20 protein-coding genes are annotated in these 15,528 nt (G+C 36.0%); 13 read left to right on the forward strand and 7 right to left on the reverse strand.

Translation table 11 applies throughout. The annotated features are described in order from the left end of the window. The 6 genes from SFT90_07310 to SFT90_07335 form a co-directional block, all read right to left on the reverse strand. On the reverse strand, positions 1–1,737 hold a 1,737-nt coding region (locus tag SFT90_07310), incomplete at its 3' end, for a recombinase family protein (GenBank protein ID MDX1950285.1). A gap of 3 nt (positions 1,738–1,740) precedes the next feature. Beyond that, a complete protein-coding gene (locus SFT90_07315; protein ID MDX1950286.1) occupies positions 1,741–2,154 on the reverse strand; it encodes a DUF2924 domain-containing protein in 414 nt (137 codons plus the stop codon). Continuing rightward, complete coding sequence (locus SFT90_07320) at positions 2,144–2,350, reverse strand: hypothetical protein (protein MDX1950287.1); 207 nt, start codon at positions 2,348–2,350, stop codon at positions 2,144–2,146. The genes SFT90_07315 and SFT90_07320 overlap by 11 nt, the downstream gene beginning before the upstream one ends. 88 nt (positions 2,351–2,438) lie before the next feature. Then, positions 2,439–3,470: an ACR3 family arsenite efflux transporter gene (gene arsB / locus SFT90_07325; GenBank protein MDX1950288.1), complete on the reverse strand. Its 1,032-nt coding sequence runs from the start codon at positions 3,468–3,470 to the stop codon at positions 2,439–2,441. Beyond that, on the reverse strand, positions 3,467–3,949 hold the full coding sequence (locus tag SFT90_07330; GenBank protein ID MDX1950289.1) for an arsenate reductase ArsC: 483 nt from the start codon (positions 3,947–3,949) through the stop codon (positions 3,467–3,469). Before SFT90_07330 ends, arsB begins: the two co-directional genes overlap by 4 nt. A gap of 10 nt (positions 3,950–3,959) precedes the next feature. After that, positions 3,960–4,661, reverse strand: a complete 702-nt coding sequence (locus tag SFT90_07335; protein ID MDX1950290.1) for a hypothetical protein — start codon at positions 4,659–4,661, stop codon at positions 3,960–3,962. A gap of 101 nt (positions 4,662–4,762) precedes the next feature. Between SFT90_07335 and SFT90_07340 the strand changes: the two genes are divergently transcribed. From SFT90_07340 to SFT90_07395, 12 genes are all read left to right on the forward strand, one after another. Beyond that, positions 4,763–5,314 carry a S24 family peptidase gene (locus tag SFT90_07340; protein MDX1950291.1) on the forward strand — a complete coding sequence of 184 codons (552 nt, stop codon included), beginning with the start codon at positions 4,763–4,765 and terminating at the stop codon, positions 5,312–5,314. Positions 5,315–5,432: 118 nt separating this feature from the next. Continuing rightward, positions 5,433–5,903 (forward strand): hypothetical protein, encoded by a 471-nt coding sequence (locus tag SFT90_07345; protein ID MDX1950292.1) that lies wholly within the window; start codon positions 5,433–5,435, stop codon positions 5,901–5,903. After that, the gene (locus SFT90_07350; GenBank protein MDX1950293.1) at positions 5,896–6,732 is read left to right on the forward strand and encodes an ATP-binding protein; all 837 of its coding nucleotides are present in this window, start codon (positions 5,896–5,898) and stop codon (positions 6,730–6,732) included. The genes SFT90_07345 and SFT90_07350 overlap by 8 nt, the downstream gene beginning before the upstream one ends. 9 nt (positions 6,733–6,741) lie before the next feature. Continuing rightward, positions 6,742–7,389 (forward strand): hypothetical protein, encoded by a 648-nt coding sequence (locus SFT90_07355; GenBank protein ID MDX1950294.1) that lies wholly within the window; start codon positions 6,742–6,744, stop codon positions 7,387–7,389. 186 nt (positions 7,390–7,575) lie between these two features. Then, entirely contained in the window at positions 7,576–7,785 is a 210-nt protein-coding gene (locus SFT90_07360) for a DUF6511 domain-containing protein (GenBank protein ID MDX1950295.1), read from the forward strand. Between the two features lie 35 nt (positions 7,786–7,820). Then, positions 7,821–8,585, forward strand: a complete 765-nt coding sequence (locus SFT90_07365) for a hypothetical protein (protein ID MDX1950296.1) — start codon at positions 7,821–7,823, stop codon at positions 8,583–8,585. After that, entirely contained in the window at positions 8,585–10,681 is a 2,097-nt protein-coding gene (locus tag SFT90_07370) for an AAA family ATPase (protein MDX1950297.1), read from the forward strand. Before SFT90_07365 ends, SFT90_07370 begins: the two co-directional genes overlap by 1 nt. A 396-nt stretch (positions 10,682–11,077) precedes the next feature. After that, positions 11,078–11,563 carry a DUF6362 family protein gene (locus SFT90_07375; protein ID MDX1950298.1) on the forward strand — a complete coding sequence of 162 codons (486 nt, stop codon included), beginning with the start codon at positions 11,078–11,080 and terminating at the stop codon, positions 11,561–11,563. A 92-nt stretch (positions 11,564–11,655) separates the two neighbouring features. Beyond that, a complete protein-coding gene (locus tag SFT90_07380; GenBank protein MDX1950299.1) occupies positions 11,656–12,231 on the forward strand; it encodes a hypothetical protein in 576 nt (191 codons plus the stop codon). A gap of 47 nt (positions 12,232–12,278) precedes the next feature. After that, on the forward strand, positions 12,279–12,509 hold the full coding sequence (locus SFT90_07385) for a hypothetical protein (protein ID MDX1950300.1): 231 nt from the start codon (positions 12,279–12,281) through the stop codon (positions 12,507–12,509). Further along, complete coding sequence (locus SFT90_07390; protein ID MDX1950301.1) at positions 12,506–13,120, forward strand: Fic family protein; 615 nt, start codon at positions 12,506–12,508, stop codon at positions 13,118–13,120. The genes SFT90_07385 and SFT90_07390 overlap by 4 nt, the downstream gene beginning before the upstream one ends. Before the next feature lie 238 nt (positions 13,121–13,358). Then, positions 13,359–14,606, forward strand: a complete 1,248-nt coding sequence (locus SFT90_07395) for a DNA modification methylase (GenBank protein MDX1950302.1) — start codon at positions 13,359–13,361, stop codon at positions 14,604–14,606. Here the strand turns inward: SFT90_07395 and SFT90_07400 are convergent. Continuing rightward, a complete protein-coding gene (locus tag SFT90_07400) occupies positions 14,588–14,893 on the reverse strand; it encodes a DUF3489 domain-containing protein (GenBank protein MDX1950303.1) in 306 nt (101 codons plus the stop codon). The genes SFT90_07395 and SFT90_07400 overlap by 19 nt on opposite strands. 116 nt (positions 14,894–15,009) lie before the next feature. On the opposite strand from SFT90_07400, the gene dcm reads away from it, so the two are divergent. Further along, the coding region (dcm, locus tag SFT90_07405) for a DNA (cytosine-5-)-methyltransferase (GenBank protein MDX1950304.1) at positions 15,010–15,528 on the forward strand (519 nt) is incomplete at its 3' end.

A 15,528-nucleotide genomic window follows, 5' to 3' on the forward strand; every position in this document is an offset into this window, starting at 1 on the left:
ATTTAGTTCAAAATAAACTTTTTGTTCTTCCCAGCTTAGTGGGAATTTGTTCATTAGACTTAATAGCGTTAGGCTTCTCGGTTGTTTGCCAGTGATGATGGCATTTATAATTTCTGGTGAAAGTAAGTTTAACCTTAAGACATCTGAAACATAAGACCTACTTAAACCCTCTGCCTCTGCGATTTCCTTAGCTGTCCTGTATTTGCCTTTGTTAATTTGGGCTTGCCATTCAAACGCCCTGCAGATGGCTTTTATCATGCTATTATCATATGCAGGTTTTGAAGGTGCTTGATATTCCTGCCCTGATGGGGTTATCAAAAACTTCTGCCCTTTTCCGTGAACAAAATTTACTGGAATTGTAAGTTTATATGGCTCGTAAATATTATTGGTTTCTTTTGATATTTGCACGCCACCACCAACCCTGTTTGCAAAATCAATTATGCCAAGCGGTAAAAATTCAATCTCAACTTTATCAGTGTAAACCGTAATTTTATTGATGAGTAATTGCAGAATCTTCTGTTGCTCCGCTGGAAATAACTCGTCCCATATGCCATCAAAATTCTCTATCAGGTTTTTAAATTCATCTTGCGATAGCTGTGGATATTCCTTGATGATATTGCCATAAACTTTCATCATCATTTTTGTGGAGGTTAAAATCTGCCTGACTTGATATAAAACTATCGATTCAATTTCCTCAGCTGGAATATTTTTAATTTGGCATTTATCAAAACCTTTTTTCACAGCTTTTTGGCTAACATAATATCTGTAAATCTTCCCCTTCTTTTTTGAGTAGGTTGGCGAGATAGCAAAACCCTCAACATCAAACATCAAGCCTTTCAAAAGCGTTGTATTTTGGGTTTTAATGGAGGTTCTTTGCTTGTTTGCAATTTTGCCTTGTGCTTGATTCTGTGCCAAATTCCAAGTTTTCTCATCAATTATTGCTTGATGCTCACCTTCGTAAATTTCACCTTTATGGCTTATCTTGCCAGTATAAACTGGGTTATTTAATATTTTCCAAACGGTATTTTTACTGAATTCTTTTCCTTTGTGAAATTTATTACTTTGAGAAACATATGATTTTGTTGTGTAGCCAGCTTTGTTTAGCTCTCTTAATATTGTTATTACAGAGCTAGTTTGTAAATATCTGTTGAAAATTTTCTGAACAATTTCTGCTTCCTCAATATTTATAATTAGCTTGCGGTTTTTTACATCATAGCCAAGTGGCACTGGCCCACCCATCCACATTCCTTTTTTCTTTGAGGCAGCAACTTTATCTCTGATGCGTTCTGCGGTAACCTCTCTTTCAAATTGTGCAAATGATAGTAGCACATTCAGCATCAACCTGCCCATAGAATTCTGAGTGTTAAAACTCTGCGTTACAGAAACAAAGCTAACATTATGCTTATCAAAAAACTCCACCATTTTTACAAAATCCACCAACGAGCGTGAAAGCCTATCAATTTTGTAAACAACCACAATATTAATTAAGCCATTTTCAATATCAGCAAAAAGCCTTTTTAATGCAGGGCGTTCCGTGTTACCGCCACTGTAACCCCCATCATCATATCTATCTGGCATTAAAACCCAACCATCATGCTTTTGGCTTAAAACATATGCTTCACCTGCCTCCCTCTGAGAATCTAAGCTGTTAAATTCTTGCTCCAAACCTTCTTCGTTAGATTTTCTGGTGTAGATGGCACAGCGTTTTTTTATTATGATTTTATTAGTTTCATTCATAGGCTACCTCTTTAAACCAAAAAATACAGGACCAGACCAATGAACGCCCGTTATAGTCCTTGCGATAATTGAAAGACTTTTGAATTTTCTTCCAAGGTACTCAAAACCATCTGGCAGTATGGTAACCCTATGTTCAACCCCCTGAAAATTCCGTATTAATTGCGTTCCAACTGGCGGAAGGTAATCTTTATTCCTTCCTGATGTTTTTCCTTTCTGAAGATTTTTAATCGCCTTTTTAGTTTCATCGCTCAAGCCACCGCAAGCTATTTCCTGAACTCTATAAGCAAGCCTGCGATATAAATAATCTGATTTATATTCAGGTGGTTCAGAATTATATAAATCCCGCCATATTTGTTTTAGCTCTGGGTGAGTTTTCTTTTTCAAATCCACTAGCTGTTTTGCTACATTATTTTGCATGCGGTTTCTCCATAAAATTGGTATCCAACACATGCTTCGAACCGCTCTCTAGTCCAGTTGAATGAGAGTGATTATTTGCAGATTTATTACTTGCCTTCTCTCGCTCTTTGAGCCTCAAAAATGCCTTTGAAAATATTGCGGCAACCTCAATTGCCCTCTCATCTGGTGATAATTTGTAAGGTGAAATATCTGACATAACGCACATAATTTTTTATGTGCAACTTGCCAAGTTTTACCTGTGGATGTCTTGGGGATTGGTTAGGGAGCAGATGGGGATGGGCTGTTTAAAGTATAAATTTATTTTTCGTTTTATTTGCAATATTTACCAGCCAAAGCATAACTGGCACTTCAACTAAAACGCCAACTACAGTTGCTAAGGCGGCTCCTGAATTTAGTCCAAATAAACTAATTGCAACCGCAACGGCAAGTTCAAAGAAGTTAGATGCGCTAATAAAGGATGCAGGCGCTGCAATATCATGACGAATTTTTGCTTTACACATCAAGAAATAAGCCAAACCAAACATTAAAAAACTTTGGATAATTATTGGTAGGCCAATCATTGCTATCACCAGCGGCTTTTGCAATAAAGTTTCCGCTTGAAAGCCAAATAATAGAACAACAGTAGCTAATAAGCCAATTACAGAATATGGTTTTAAGTGATTTAAAAATGAATTTAGTTTTTGCTCTGATAGTTTTTTACGAGTGAAATAACCCGCAAGCATAGGAATTAAAACATATAAAACTACCGATAAAATAAGTGTATCCCATGGAATTGTAATGTCTGTAGCACCAAGTAAAAAAGCAACTATTGGAGCATAAGCAAATATCATAATAATGTTATTTAACGCAACTTGAACAAGCGTATAATTTGCGTTGCCATCAGCTAGTTTGCTCCAAACAAAAACCATTGCCGTACAGGGTGCTGCGCCTAAAAGTATTAACCCTGCAACATATTGTTTTGAATCTTCAACGGAAATAAAATCAGCAAAAATATTTTGTAAAAATAAAACCCCAAGTGCTACCATGCTAAAGGGCATAATTAGCCAAGTTACTATAAAACTTATTACAAACGCTTTTGGTTGCTTAGTAACTTCTTTTATTTTAGAAAAATCTACATTTACCATCATTGGGTAAATCATAACCCATATAAAAACAGCGATAACAAAATTTACATTTGCATATTCAAAGTGAGCAATAGATTGAAATGCAGAAGGCAACAAGTGGCCAAGCATTATACCAAAAACAATGCATAACCCAACCCATATTGATAGATACCTTTCAAAAATTCCTAGTGGCGATTTGTTTTTCTGAGTCATATTAATTTTCCAATTTTATCTAATTCCTGTTTTAGTTCATCTTTTGTAAAATTATTCAAATCTAAATCAACTAAAGCCAATATTCTTTTTTGTAAAATTTCAAAAGCATCTTGAAAAGATATTTCAATTTCCGCTTCACTACCTTTTGTCTGCGATGGGTCAAAAACACCCCAATTAGCTTTAACTGAGCCACCTAAAAACAGCGGGCAAGTTTCACCTGCAGCACTATCACATACTGTGATTACAATATCCATTTTTATATTTTCAAAATCATCCCAAGATTGGCTCTTAAAATTATCATAATCAGCTTTAATCTTATTTTTCTTGAGAATTTGAATTGCTTTTAGGTTTATATTACCTGAAGGAAAACTGCCCGCGGAATATGCAGTAAATTTGCCTTTGCCATAATGTTGCATCAAGCCTTCAGCCATCACCGAGCGGCAAGAATTATGCGTGCATAAAAATAAAATATTTTTCATTATTTTGGCATTATATATTTAACCTATATCTACCTTTACCATCAGATAGAATCAAGTTTTTCCAGTTAGAATGGCTTTTGAAAACATCTCTCATTACAAATGAGTTAGAGTTAACATTTTGCAGAAGTTTTTTGCCATTAACCCAAGGTAGGTCTGTTTTGCTGGCTTCGTATAAGTATTTTACTATGTTCGCTTGCATTTCACCAAGCCCAAAATACTCACCATTAATTTTTACTTCCCTGAAATCTGCTGAGAACTCAAATGAGTTTTTAGAATCAATATTTAGAGAGCTTACTAATTTTGATTTCTTTGGCTTCAACTCATGCAATTCTTCAAACCTTTCTTTTTCTTCTCTTAAAATAACTAAATCATCAGGCTGCACAAAAACATCTACAGCCCTTTGAGGTAGCCAATAATATTCATTGCAATTATTACCTCTGAACCTTCTTAAGGCTATTTGTTTTTGCTTGAATAAAATTCTGCAATCTTCTTCATACATAGGCATATAGCCATTTATAGACTTCAAATTTTTACTAACTCTAGAAGTATTACCCTCATCTTCTTCAGTAAAATGATAAACCACTACCTTATCGAGCCAAAAATGACACAGTAGATTTGAGGATAAAATTGCCTTTGTAATCGTGCTTGAAGGTACATTCCACTCGGTTGCAACTTCATCTATGGTATAAAATATTTGAGGAGGAAATGCCATAATTTTTGAAATTTTAGGAGTTTGATATTGAAATTTGTACATTATTCATATAGCTGATGTCAATATGATAAATGTTCATTATTCAAATAAAATTACAACATATGAAAAAAGCAAGCACAGAAGCGGTTAAGAAACAAAGAGGTGGAGCAAGACCAAACGCAGGAAGGAAGAAAGGTGATGGCCCTCACGGAGAATCAACCAGACCTTTGAGAATTCCAGAAAGCCTTTTTGATGATGTAATTAATTTTATAAAAAACAAAGGTTTCAAAGTGCCTTTTTTTGATACAAATATTCCAGCTGGCGTTCCAGTTGAAATTCAAAATGAGGTTGATGAGTATATAAACTTTAACGACATGCTAATTAAAGACAGAGAATCAACCTATGTATTAACTGCAAAAGGTGATTCAATGACTGAAGTTGGAATTTTTGACGGCAGTAAGTTGGTTGTAGATACTGTAACGCCAGCAAAAAGCGGTGATATTGTTGTTGCAATAATTGATGGTGAAGCAACTGTTAAAAGCCTTAGAAAAACTGGTGATGCGTTGCAACTAATTCCGCACTCTAAAAATCCAAAATACAATGTAATTAATATACCTAAAAAAGAATCATCTAAAATCTGGGGTGTGGTGAATTATATTATTAATAAAGGTTAGTACAGCCTATCCACAACCTATCCCTAGTTGCTCCCTAACCAATCCACAGGACATCCACAAGTGAAATTTTGCAATCTCCTTTTACCCAAACACGGGTTAACCAAAAAAGGAGAAAACAATGATAACACTTCAAGAAGTACCTGTAACAAGCATAGCAGCACTTGCTATGTATCCGCCTGCTGATTTACAAAGGTTAAAACAGCAAGCTTCAGAAAACCTAACTAACGCTAAGAATATTGCTGAATGGATTGATGCAGCAATATTAGAAAAATATTCTAAGCGACTTGAATCATCAAGGCAAAGTTTAGGCAAAACCCATGGTGTAATAAACCTGGAAGATGATGGTTATATCATCATCGAGGATTTACCTAAAAAAATTGACTGGGATCAGAATAAACTATCTGTGATTTATCAAAACTTGGAGAGTGCTGGCGATAAACCAGAGCAGTATATTGATATTTCTTATAACATTTCAGAGAAGAAATATTCGAGCTGGCCAGAAATTATTAGAGAAAGATTTTCAGAAGCCAGAGAGCTAAAAAACGGCAAAGCAAAAATCTTCATCAAAGCTGGGGGTTCTCATGAGTAATAAACTCCCAATTATTTCAGCGGATGAAAGGCAGAAAGAAACTAAAGGCATCAAAGGTTGCATCTTTGGTAAAAGCGGAATTGGTAAAACTTCTTTACTGTGGACTATAGATGCAAACAGCACTTTGTTTTTTGATCTTGAGGCTGGTGATTTAGCTGTTGAAGGTTGGGGCGGAGATTCCATTCGCCCTAAAACTTGGCAAGAATGCAGAGATTTTGCCGTATTTATTGGCGGACCAAATCCAGCACTTAGAGATGATCAACCATATTCACAAGCGCATTATGATGCTGTTTGTGCAAAATTTGGTGACCCTTCTGCATTAGATAAATACGAAACCATTTTCATTGATTCAATAACTGTTGCAGGTCGTCTGTGCTTCCAATGGTGCAAAGGACAACCGCAATCCTTTAGTGAAAAAACAGGTAAACCAGATACTCGTGGAACTTATGGTTTGCAAGGGCAAGAGATGATTTCTTGGCTAACGCACCTGCAACATACCAGAGGCAAAAATATCTGGTTTGTAGGAATCTTAGATGAAAAAACTGATGATTTTAATCGCAGATTTTTTCAGCCACAAATTGAAGGTTCAAAAACTGGATTGGAGCTTCCTGGCATTGTTGATCAGGTTGTAACCATGACAGATATCAAATCTGAAGATGGTTCGTTTTTCAGGGCATTTATTTGCCAAACCTTAAACCCTTACGGCTTTCCAGCAAAAGACAGAAGCGGCACTTTAGAGCTGATTGAGCAACCGCATCTGGGCAATCTTATGCAGAAAATTACTGCAAGCAAACGCACTACAAATTTTAATTATCAACTTAATAACTAGGAGAATACTATGTCTTGGAATGATTTTAACGATGCTGAATCACAATATGATTTAATACCATCTGGCACAATTGCAAAAGTAAGAATGAACATCAAGCCCGGTGGTTATGATGATTATTCAAAAGGCTGGGAGGGAGGATATGCAACGCAAAGCGAGCAAACTGGTTCAATTTATCTTTACTGTGAATTTGTGATTTTAGAAGGTGCTTTTGCTAAACGCAAAGTGTGGTCAATGATTGGCTTAGAAAGCTCTACTGGCAAGCCTGAATGGGGCAATATGGGTAGGTCATTTATTCGTGCCATATTAAATTCTGCACGAGGTATTTCTGATAAAGATAATTCACCGCAAGCGCAAAACTCCAGAAAAATTAACAGCCTTTCTGAACTTGATGGCATTGAATTTTTAGCAAAAATTGAGGTTAAAGATAACGCAAATGAAATTAGATTTGCTGTTTCACCTGATAGTAGAGATTACAAAGCTTATTATGGTTTAAACAGCAATACAAATTTGCAACCGCAACAGCCACAGCCGCAGACTGGCTTTCATCAGCAAAATAGAAATCCAGTTCAGCACCATCAAGCGCCGTTAAATCAAACTCCTAACAATCAGCAAAGGGTTAGCCATGTGCCTACAGCAAACAAGCCATCTTGGGCATAAATTATTAACGGAGATAGAGGAATGTTTGGCAATGTGTGTGATGTTTGTGGAAGAGAAACACGAGGATTTGGATTTTATGATCCAAGTACAAAACCTTGCACACAGGGTCGCAGAAAATCCCTGCGAAGATTTTGCTCCAAACTCTGTCAGAATCAATACTTCAATCTTTTCAAATGCGGAAACCATATGATCAACAAAACCAAAAACGAACAACTAGCCGTTGAGGCTGCTTTGAAACCTGTTGCGGAATATGTAGGGGAAATTGGATTTAATGTACCTGTTGGCAATTATTCTAAGCAGCAAATTTTAGGTCTTATTGAAGTAGTAGTTACCGCATTTCAAGACAGCTTAATTAAAGCAAGCTCTGATTTTATTGATGATGACATCCCTTTTTAGCAGGTACAGATTTCACAATTTTAAATATTATTTTTATGCTAGATTTTAATCACAGACCGAAATTCTATGAAGATGTTAACGCACTCATAGATACAGAAATTCAAAAACAAAGAATGCAATCACCTGCTAGGAATTACCTAGGTGCATCAAGGCTTGGTGTGGCTTGCTCTCGTGCTTTGCAATATGAGTATTTGAATGTTCCAAAAGATGAAGAGAAGGAATTTACTGGTGATAAATTACGCATATTTGAGCTTGGCCATAATATAGAGCAGCTTGCTATAAACTGGTTAAAAATGGCTGGGCTAGAATTATACACTAATAAATCAGATGGCAGTCAGTTTGGATTTTCAGTTCTTGGTGGTAAAATTCGTGGTCATGTTGATGGCATTATAAATTCTGCACCTGCATCACTTATTGCAAAATATAATCTTACATTTCCAATGCTGTGGGAGTGTAAATCAATGAATAACAAATATTTTAATGAAACAGTTAAAAAAGGTTTAGTGATTTCAAAGCCAATTTATGCAGCGCAAATTGCTACTTATCAGGCATATATGGAAGGCACAATTGCTGGCATCTCAAATAACCATTGTTGGTTTACTGCCGTTAATAAAGATAATTCAGAAATTTATCATGAGCTAATTCCATTTAATCAACAACTAGCACAAAATAGCAGTGATAGAGCTGTGAATATTATTGCTGCTTCTGAGGCTGGAGAAACTCTTCCGAAAATATCAAACGACCCGTGTTACTTTGAATGCAAGATGTGTAGCTACAATAAGACCTGCTGGAGGGCATAATGACATCTTCAGAGGTAAAAAGCCGTGTATTAAGTAATATAAAGCCAATTCTTAATTATTTATTTCCACTTGGCATGACCAAGGGAAATCAGTTTTTAATTGGCAATATCCATGGTGACAAAGGTGATAGTTTGGTCGTTGAATTATCTGGTAGCAAAGCAGGTTTGTGGAATGATTTTGCGACAGGTGAAGGTGGCGATATATTTGATTTATGGGCGTTAAAAAACAACCTTGATGTTGAATCTCAGTTCCCTGAAATTATTAAACAACTTAGAGATTGGTTAAGTCTTGGGCATGTTAGTAATAAAACAATTCATCAAGAGCAAAATAAAAAGAAGCAACCACCAACTGATAATCTAGGCGCATATACTGGCAAATGGGATTATACAGATGCATCAGGAAAACTTATCGCCTGTGTTTATCGCTATGATACAGAAACTGGCAAAGAATATCGCCCGTGGGACGCAGTAAAAAGAAAGCAGAAAACCCCTGAAATTCGCCCCTTATATAACCAAGTTGGAATTAGCAAAAGCAATGAAGTTGTTTTGGTTGAAGGTGAAAAATCTGCTCAAGCCTTAATTGACATTGGAATATGTGCAACCACTGCAATGAATGGTGCAAAAGCTCCAATAGATAAAACTGACTGGTTACCTCTTAAAAATAAGAATGTAATTGTGTGGCCAGATAATGATGAAGCTGGCATTGAATACGGCAACAAAGTTGCAGAACACCTTGCGGGTATTTGCTCATCAATAAAAAAACTCTGCCCACCGCAGGTGTGGCAACTCAAATATGATGCATATGATGCAATTCGTGATGGTGTTGATGTAACCTCATTTTTGAAAACTGCTGTTACTGTAGGTAGGCAAAAAACACCAATATATTTCTTTAAAGATTATCATGCTGATGAAACACCAATGCCAGAGGATTTAATTGCTCCTCGCATACTTACACCAAGTGGAATTATGGTTTTGGGTGGTGCTCCTAAAGTTGGAAAAACTGATTTTTTGCTTTCTTTATTAACGCATATGTCTGCAGGAAAATCATTTTTAGGAATGACACCTGCAAAGGCTCTCAGGATATTTTATCTACAAACAGAGGTTGGATATTTTTACATGCGTGAGAGAATAAAATCTATTGAATTAGATTATATTGATCATGAAGCTGTTGGTTCAAATTTGGCAATTACACCGCAGTTACATTTGTTGTTAGATGAAAAAACCGTTCCATCACTTGCCAAAGATGTAAATGAGTTTTTTGGAGCAAATAAACCAGATATATTGGTTATTGACCCAATACGAAATGTTTTTGATGCGGGTGCAAATGGCAGTGAAAATGATAATTCTTCAATGCTGACATTCTTAAAAGATAGAGTTGAACGATTCAAAAACTTAGTAAATCCAGATGCTGGAGTTGTCCTTGTTCATCACACTAGAAAACTTAATAAAAAATCATTTGAGGAAGATCCTTTTCAATCGCTTTCAGGTGCGGGTTCTTTGCGTAGTTATTATTCAACGGGCTTAATGCTATATCGCCCTGATGAAAATAAACCAGAGCGACAACTCTATTTTGAACTTAGAAATGGCGCAGGTATTAAAACCAAAATCATTGATAAAATTGATGGTGTATGGACAGAAACTAACATCAATACGCAACGCATCGCACAAAGGGAATTAGGGCGTAAACTTGATGCAGAGCGAGATCGCAAGCAAGATGTTATATTGCAAATTATCTATGAAGAAGCAGAGATTGGTAATGTTTACACCATGCGTCAATTTTCTGAGCATTTTGAAAATAAAGCAGGTTTAGGTGGTAAAGATTCTATCAAAAACCGCTTAGATGTATTGGCAACCAAAGGTCATATTAAGTTTTTCAAAAATTACAAAGAGCTTGGAATTAATGCGCATGTCAAAAGTCCATATGGCTTTATGTGCGTGAAGAATATGCGTCTTAGAGTTTCAGATACAGAAGATTTTATCGAGGTTTTACCTACACATTTCAAATGCCCTTCAAGTGGTGTCAAACTTGAAGTTGAAAATCCTAAAATTTGGATAACCCAAAATTTGGGAACCCAATCTGAAAATTACGGAGATTAATTTATGAAATTTGCATCAAAAAACATCAATACCCCACTTCAAAAAATAGGGACGCTACTACCCCACTACAACACTATACCCCACTATGAACGCTTAAAATTCAATAGGTTATTAAGTTGGGTAGTGGAGTATACCCCACTTCAACACCCAACTACCCCACTACTCGGAAAGGCAGTTTGCAGGCTCATCTTGCGAAGTTGGGTAGTGGGGTCACTTTTCCTCTCTCCCTACGGGAGAGAATGCCGAATGTTAAAATTCGGCAATTCTTCATCCTCGGTCGAGGGAGTTGCGCCGAAAATTTTTCAGCAAGAAAAATTTGACAGAGAATCTGCACGAAGTGGGCGAAGCAAGAAGGCGAGCATCAAAATTTTTAAACAATCAATCTAGGGAGTTTTTATGGTTAAATATTACGAAGGAATGTATCAAGCAATACCACATGATTTTAGCAAAAAGAAAGCGGTAAATATTCTTCCACAAAAAGAAAATGATGATTATTTGAAAAACCATCCAAGCAAATGGACTGATGAAATGGTTGAACTCAGGTTTGAAGAAGCAGTAGCAACACTTAAAAAACTTCCTGATGTTAAGGTTCAAGGTTATTTCAACCTCTGGCCTCAAATGAAATATTCACCCAATGAAGTTCTGCAACAAGAGGTAATTGGTAGAAAGCTTCGTGCTACGCCATCAGAAATATCAAGGCTTGATCAAGTTATTGAATGGTCATCTTGGCTTAATGAGCGAGAAAGAAAAATCATCTGGAAACGGGCTATGAATATTCGCTGGAAAATAATTCAGTATGAATTTGGTTGCGATAAATCTACTGTTTGGAGATATTATAAACTTGCATTAGCGAAAATTTCTTCTCGTTTAAATGGCGGTTGAATGCGGTTAAAAATGTTGCAACACTTTAGTATGAGACATTTGAAACATTTTTTGTTATATCTCTAAATATAATCGGGAGTGGTACGGAAAAAGTGGACTTTTTAGTCAAAGATAACATCAAAGAATTCACCAAAGATTTAGACAATATCCAAAAAAAACAAATCCCATTTGCAACTGCATTAAGTCTAACTAAAACCGCAATTGAGTGTCAGGAAGAAATTCAAAAACAAATACCGCAAAAGTTTAATGTTACCAAAAAATGGTGGTTAAAACAGCAACCAACTGGAATTAAAATCACCCCTGCTAAAAAAGATAACCTCAAAGCCAAAGTTTACACCAATGCCTATTTTGCTGACATTCAAGAGGAAGGCGGTGTTAAAACTCCAAAAACCCACAGGCTTGCAGTGCCATCTAAAGCAGTGGCTAAGAAATACCGCAAATCTGGTGGTGCTAGAGAATTACTAGACCAGAAAAATGTATTCAAAAACAAATCTGGTATTTTTAAGAAAATTGGAAAGACCAAATTGGTCTTGCTTTATGTGCTTGCCAAGCAAGCTGTCATTAAAAAGCGTTTTGGCTTTAAAGAAATGGCTCACAAGAAAGCTTTGGAAGTATTTGCAACAAAGTTCAAAGAGGCTCTAGAAAGAGCATTAAATTCAGCAAAATAACACTAAAATTCTTGCCCTATTTTTATAGTTTGTGCTATAATGGAGGTATGGAAGCAATTATACAAAAAATCAGTGAGTTTGAATCAAGGATATCTTCTGTTTCTGAAACAGAAATATCTCGTAGACAAAGGCTGTCTGATGATTTAACCGCTCTCAACAAAATTGAAGGGTTAAGCGAGGATAATTTTGATAAAAGGCTTCATAATTTAGTAATTTATGGCAAGATTTCAGACAGTGAATATATTAGCCTTTGCACAGAATTAGCATTTAACAAATGAACCAAGATAATGAAAATTATTGGAGCGGTTCAGATTCATACCAATATCCAAACAGTGAAGTATTAAAAAATATACCTGAAATTAAAAATCAGGAAGATTTAGATTTGTTTGAAAAAAACATTATCAGGCTTGTTTTACTAAAGTTCCCTGATGCAATTAAAAATGATGTTGTAGATTTAAACCTTTGGAAAAAGATTCATAAGATATTCTTTGATAAAGTTTTTAGCTGGGCTGGACAGATAAGGACCGTGCAAATGGCAAAGGGCACAACAATGTTTGCTCATCCTGAATATATTGAATCATCTGCTAAAGAAATCTTTAATGATTTAAAAAAAGAAAATTACTTAACCTCATTAGATAAAGAAAATCTTTGTGAGCGCTTAGCATATTACTTTTGCGAGCTTAACATGCTTCACCCTTTTCGTGAGGGCAATGGAAGAACGCAAAGGATTTTGTTTTCTGAGATAGCAAGAAGATGTGGGTATGATATCCAGTGGTTTAAAACTGAAGCAACTTCTAAAGAACAAATAGAAGCGTCAATAGCTGGAACAAAGTGCAACTACTTACCAATGACTGAAATTTTCAATGATATCATTGTTAAATCCGCCTAACCCTTTGAAATATAAAAGGTACTCCCATGGGGGTGGGGTCGCGGGTAACGCGCCACCCCGAGAGCTTCCTAGACTATAAAAATAATTTTGCATTTCGTTTCGTTTTTTCTTGAGCAAAGCCTTGCTGTACTTAGATAGCGCATTTTCAAAAAACGAAATGTCTCCGAAATAAAAATAATAAAAATTTTCAAGTGCATTTCGTTTCGTCTGAATTTTAAACTATAATCACTAAAAAAATATGAAAGTAGAATTGGTAGAAATTACCAAGGTAATTCCCTATGCCAGAAATCCACGCAAGAATGAAGGGGCAGTTGCAAAGGTTGCGGCATCAATAAAAGAATTTGGTTTCCGCCAGCCGATAGTTGTAGATGAAACTTTTACAATCATAGTTGGTCATACTCGGTTGATGGCGGCTTTAGCATTAGGTTTTAAACAAGTTCCTGTGCATATTGCGGAAGGTTTATCTGAATCACAAATCAAGGCTTATCGCATCGCTGATAATCGTACTAATGAAGAAGCTGAATGGGATGATGAGCTTTTGAGTTTAGAATTGGTTGATTTAAAAAATGCCGATTTTGATTTGGATTTAACAGGCTTTGACTTAGATGAGCTTAATAAAATTCTTGCCGCTGAATTAGGTAGTGGAAATACTGACGAAGATGCAGTTCCTGAATTAGAGGAAACTGCCATTAGCAAACTTGGTGATGTTTGGGTGCTTGGTAACCATAAATTACTATGTGGCGATTCTACAAAAAAAGAAGCATTTGATATTCTGTTAGATGGAACATTGGCAGATATGGTTTTTACAGACCCGCCATATAATGTGAATTATGGTGCAACCATGAAAGACAAGGTTCGTGGTAACAATCGCACCATAAAAAATGATAATCTTGGTGCTGGATTTTACGATTTTTTATTTGCTTCATGCAAAAACATTATACCAGTTTGCAAAGGAGCAATTTACATCTGCATGAGTTCATCTGAATTGCATACATTATATTCATCTTTCAAAGATGCTGGTGGGCATTGGTCAACCTTCATAATGTGGGCAAAACACACTTTTACTATGGGTAGAAGTGATTATCAAAGAATGTATGAGCCTATTCTTTATGGTTGGCCAGAAGGAAATAAACATTATTGGTGCGGTGATAGAAATCAAAGTGATGTGTGGAACTTTAACAAGCCAAAAGTTAATGACTTACACCCAACTATGAAACCAGTTGAGTTAGTGCAAAAAGCCATTGAAAACTCAAGTAAGTCTCGAGATATCGTTCTTGATTGCTTTGGTGGTTCAGGCTCAACACTTATTGCATGTGAAAAAGCTGGGCGTTATTGCTACATGATAGAGCTAGACCCTAAATATTGCGATGTAATTGTTAAGAGATGGCAAGATTTCACTGGCAAGGAGGCTGTTAATCAACTCACCAGTAAAAGTTTTGATGAGCATAAAAATGTCTTAAATTTAAATCAGGAAGCAACTTTATAAAACCTCTCACCTATTTCATTTTTTGAAGTTTCAATTTGAAGGTTTAGTTGCTTTTTAAGATTAGCAAGTGAGCCATGGACAGTGTGCTTCTGCCAGCCTGTCATTTGCATTAATTTTTCAATGGTTGTTCCTTCTTTTAGTAAAATCAACATTATTTGTTTTTTAGAAATTGGCTTTTGAGATGAATTTTCAGGTGTTGAAACTTCTTTCTCCTCAGTTGCAATAGTTGGTTCTATTTGAGGTTTCAATTCTGGCTTCTTAATAATTTTTTTATTTTTCTTAGGCATATTATTCTCCTTTTTGGTTACAACGCAATAGCGTCAAAGCCAATGAAGCCGCTTATTTGAAGGCTTATCAAGCAGAAGAAGTTTTATAATCACTAATATTCAAAACTGTCTCCACAATGTCGCTAACTGTATTGGACTTATTCTCAGGAATTGGAGGTTTTTCCTTGGGTGCAGAGAGAGCTGGCTGGCGAACTGTATCATTTTGTGAGATAGACAAATTCTGTACTGAAATTCTAAAAAAGCGATGGCCTGAAGTACCAATTTTTGATGATATAAAATCTTTAACCGCAGAAGAAATTTACAAAAAAGTCGACTCAAAAATTGATGTTATATGCGGTGGTTTTCCATGTCAGGATATTTCAGTTGCTGGCAAAAAAGCTGGTATCACAGGTAGCAGATCAAGTTTGTGGAAAGAATTTGCAAGGTTAATAAATGAAATCAAACCCAAATATGCAATTATCGAAAATGTGGCAAACCTTAGAGGTAACGGTCTTATTACCGTCCTTCAAGATTTGTGGCAGATCGGGTATGATGCAGAATGGCATTGTATTCCTGCTTCCGCAGTTGGTGCGCCTCACCGAAGAGATCGCATCTGGATCATTGCCTACCCCAACAGCCAGAGATTCAGTAATAAC

The organism is Rickettsiales bacterium, assembly GCA_033762595.1.
Classification (GTDB): domain Bacteria; phylum Pseudomonadota; class Alphaproteobacteria; order Rickettsiales; family UBA8987; genus JANPLD01.

Bases quoted from the DNA above. Each gene is read 5' to 3' on its own strand.
- SFT90_07315 (MDX1950286.1), bottom strand. From the start codon at position 2,154: ATGCAAAATAATGTAGCAAAACAGCTAGTGGATTTGAAAAAGAAAACT.
- SFT90_07320 (MDX1950287.1), bottom strand. From the start codon at position 2,350: ATGTCAGATATTTCACCTTACAAATTATCACCAGATGAGAGGGCAATT.
- arsB (MDX1950288.1), bottom strand. From the start codon at position 3,470: ATGACTCAGAAAAACAAATCGCCACTAGGAATTTTTGAAAGGTATCTA.
- SFT90_07330 (MDX1950289.1), bottom strand. From the start codon at position 3,949: ATGAAAAATATTTTATTTTTATGCACGCATAATTCTTGCCGCTCGGTG.
- SFT90_07335 (MDX1950290.1), bottom strand. From the start codon at position 4,661: ATGGCATTTCCTCCTCAAATATTTTATACCATAGATGAAGTTGCAACC.
- SFT90_07340 (MDX1950291.1), top strand. From the start codon at position 4,763: ATGAAAAAAGCAAGCACAGAAGCGGTTAAGAAACAAAGAGGTGGAGCA.
- SFT90_07345 (MDX1950292.1), top strand. From the start codon at position 5,433: ATGATAACACTTCAAGAAGTACCTGTAACAAGCATAGCAGCACTTGCT.
- SFT90_07350 (MDX1950293.1), top strand. From the start codon at position 5,896: ATGAGTAATAAACTCCCAATTATTTCAGCGGATGAAAGGCAGAAAGAA.
- SFT90_07355 (MDX1950294.1), top strand. From the start codon at position 6,742: ATGTCTTGGAATGATTTTAACGATGCTGAATCACAATATGATTTAATA.
- SFT90_07360 (MDX1950295.1), top strand. From the start codon at position 7,576: ATGATCAACAAAACCAAAAACGAACAACTAGCCGTTGAGGCTGCTTTG.
- SFT90_07365 (MDX1950296.1), top strand. From the start codon at position 7,821: ATGCTAGATTTTAATCACAGACCGAAATTCTATGAAGATGTTAACGCA.
- SFT90_07370 (MDX1950297.1), top strand. From the start codon at position 8,585: ATGACATCTTCAGAGGTAAAAAGCCGTGTATTAAGTAATATAAAGCCA.
- SFT90_07375 (MDX1950298.1), top strand. From the start codon at position 11,078: ATGGTTAAATATTACGAAGGAATGTATCAAGCAATACCACATGATTTT.
- SFT90_07385 (MDX1950300.1), top strand. From the start codon at position 12,279: ATGGAAGCAATTATACAAAAAATCAGTGAGTTTGAATCAAGGATATCT.
- SFT90_07390 (MDX1950301.1), top strand. From the start codon at position 12,506: ATGAACCAAGATAATGAAAATTATTGGAGCGGTTCAGATTCATACCAA.
- SFT90_07395 (MDX1950302.1), top strand. From the start codon at position 13,359: ATGAAAGTAGAATTGGTAGAAATTACCAAGGTAATTCCCTATGCCAGA.
- SFT90_07400 (MDX1950303.1), bottom strand. From the start codon at position 14,893: ATGCCTAAGAAAAATAAAAAAATTATTAAGAAGCCAGAATTGAAACCT.